The organism is Bartonella sp. MR168JLCBS, assembly GCF_042194175.1.
This window is the reverse complement of the sequence record NZ_JBHIMP010000255.1, coordinates 1-839: the sequence shown is the minus strand read 5'-3', so window position 1 is coordinate 839 and position 839 is coordinate 1. Positions and strand designations below refer to the sequence as shown.

The following is an 839-nucleotide window of genomic DNA, read 5'->3' as shown; positions in this document are numbered from 1 at the left end:
AAACCTGCAGGAAATAAAGCAATATGGATTACAATGAGCGAACGGCTCATTGCTAAAAAAAAGCAGGAAAAAGCAAAACCAATAAACGCACTTGCAATAATCGTCTCTGAACGAAAATAATGCCGTACAGATGAATTAATAAGGCCTGCTGTCATCGCTCCCAGACCAAAACAACCGAGCAATGTACCATAAAGAAGTGCATTTCCTCCAAGAATTTTATACACAACAATTGGCAAGAGTGCCAAAATCGAAATCGCCCCAAAACCAAAAAGGAACGCTCTGACCATAATACTTAGAAGATTAGGTGACATCACAACATAACGCAAACCATCTGAGACAGCCCCTAAAAGTCTCTCGCGTGGCAAGAGGTTATTTTTATAGCTCTGTTTCCATAAAAACAAAGCACCAATTAAAGGAATGTAACTTACCGCATTGAACAAAAAAGCTGTGGCTGCGCCCAGAGTAGCAATGATGGCACCACCAATAGCAGGACCTACACTACGCATCAAATTAAAACCGACACTGTTCAAACTAACGGCAGCAGGAATGTTTTCCCTACTCACAATATCTCCTATTGTTGCCTGCCATGAAGGATTATAAAAGGCAGTTCCACACCCAATTAAAAACGTAAAGCATAATAAAAGCCAAGGTGTTAGAACCCCCATATAAGCTAAACCAGCCAAACTCATTGATATAACCATCATCATAATCTGCGCACACAACATAATTTGACGCCGATTAAAATTGTCAGCTAATGCTCCTGCCATCAGAGAAAACATAACAAGTGGTAATGTTGTAGCACTTTGAACAAGCCCAACCATGGAATGCGAAGAACCGAT

Annotated in this window: 1 protein-coding gene; it reads right to left on the bottom strand. The window is 40.5% G+C overall.

The annotated features are described in order from the left end of the window. The coding region (locus ACFIK8_RS10700; protein WP_375669414.1) for an MFS transporter at positions 1-839 on the bottom strand (839 nt) is incomplete at both ends.